Genomic DNA, 1615 nt, shown 5'->3' on the forward strand with positions numbered 1-1615 from the left:
GCTAAATTTATAAGTAAAAGTTCATTGCTTATTCTATTGCTCGGCTTTATTCGTCGGCTGGAACTGAAGCCAAATAGCGAACAAAAAGTTGAGAATTTATTCGTCGCCCCGCCATATTGCCAAACCGCCTGTTGTACGCCGCTTTTAGTCCACCTGGTTAAGAACGTCTAACATTTTATTAAGTTGAGTTTCTCTTGTCGTCTTGTAAGTGTCGCCCCAAAGATTCAACATTTCAGGGATAAGTTGTCGCTTGATTGAGGTTTTTGCAAGCTCTTTAAAGTCCTTGTCAATCGTACCTTCTAAATAGATTTGTCCGAATGCAATTGAAACAATTGCAGCGTCAATACCTGACATAAAACGAGTCCCTAAGTCACTTTTTTTTAAATATGGCTTGAGCTTGTCAAAGTTTGTTTCATTAAGGTCAAAGGTTGGATAGCCCCAATAATCAATCTGCTCCATTAAAAACTCTTTTGGACTTTCAGTTTTGTGTGTTTGTCTCCAGTCTGCAAAACCTGCATAAGTGTCTGCTCCATCGTCATTGCCAAAAGGTGCAGTTTCTTCAATTGGGCTCCAATAAAATTCTTCATTCATCAGTCGCCTTGCGGTTGGATGAGCTTTTTCAATTGTTGGTGAATAGTCTGACATAGATTTTGTCGGCGTATGGGTTGAGTCATCAATAGTACTGCTTGAGACCTTTTGTGATTTGTCTTGGGTCTGTTCGCAAGCAATTAATGTCAACAGTAAAAATGTTATAACGTAAGGTCTCATAAAGTGGCGTACAACGTCGGCGGCTTTGGGCTGGTGTGGTATTTTCCAACTGTCCGCCCGGAACCGCAGCTGATTATTTTAATTAGATGAAGTTAAGAACTTAAGCTCAAAATTGAACGTCCAGCCAGAACTGAAGACCGGAGATGCAGTTAGCTGAAATTAGTTTGTCTAGCCACACTTGCCCAAAACCGTTTGTTAGCTGAAGTTTTAGTCGCACGAATATGACTTCAACTTCTGGTAGTATCTTTTTAACTCCTTCGCCTTATAAATTGCGAAACTTTCAAAGTTCGCAAATTGAAAAGGGCTATTAATAGATTTAAAATAGTTTTGAACAGAATTCTTGAAGTCTGTGTATTCTTTCTTAGGTATAGTTTTCCGATAAATGCGTCCGTCTTCAAAAAGATAAATAATTTTTGTTTTAAAAATGTCCATTCTATTATTTTCGGCGATAGAATCAAATTGCAAAGTCAGACGACTATTATTTTTTATAAACCATTTTCCGTATCCGGTTGCGATTGTGTCCTGTTGAATAAAGGTGTTATTGCAATTGAGTTTTAATATCACTCCTTGCGATATATCAGCTGAGTCTCCGGTAGTATATAACTTATATTCTCCAGAAATATTTGTCTGCCCAAATGATGTTGACAAAACGAAAAGTGTAAAAATAGAAAATAAATATTTTTTCATATTTCGGTGTATCGGAGTGTGTCCAAAAAATTTCAGCTAACGAGCAGGTATTTGCGAAGGCAGGGAATTCATTGATTGTCCAGCCCGGTACAAATGCCCATTTGAAAATATGTTGTTGAAGTTAAGAACTAAAGCTGAACATTGAACGTCGAGCCCGAAC

At 37.8% G+C, this 1615-nt stretch carries 2 protein-coding genes; both read right to left on the minus strand.

Translation table 11 applies throughout. The features are described from left to right. Nucleotides 1-144: 144 nt before the first annotated feature. Nucleotides 145-738 (minus strand): hypothetical protein, encoded by a 594-nt coding sequence (locus I5907_RS21565; protein ID WP_196992938.1) that lies wholly within the window; start codon nt 736-738, stop codon nt 145-147. Between the two features lie 237 nt (nt 739-975). After that, complete coding sequence (locus tag I5907_RS21570; protein ID WP_196992939.1) at nt 976-1455, minus strand: hypothetical protein; 480 nt, start codon at nt 1453-1455, stop codon at nt 976-978. Nucleotides 1456-1615 lie beyond the last annotated feature (160 nt).

The sequence above is a fragment of the Panacibacter microcysteis genome (genome assembly GCF_015831355.1).
Classification (GTDB): Bacteria; Bacteroidota; Bacteroidia; order Chitinophagales; family Chitinophagaceae; genus Panacibacter; species Panacibacter microcysteis.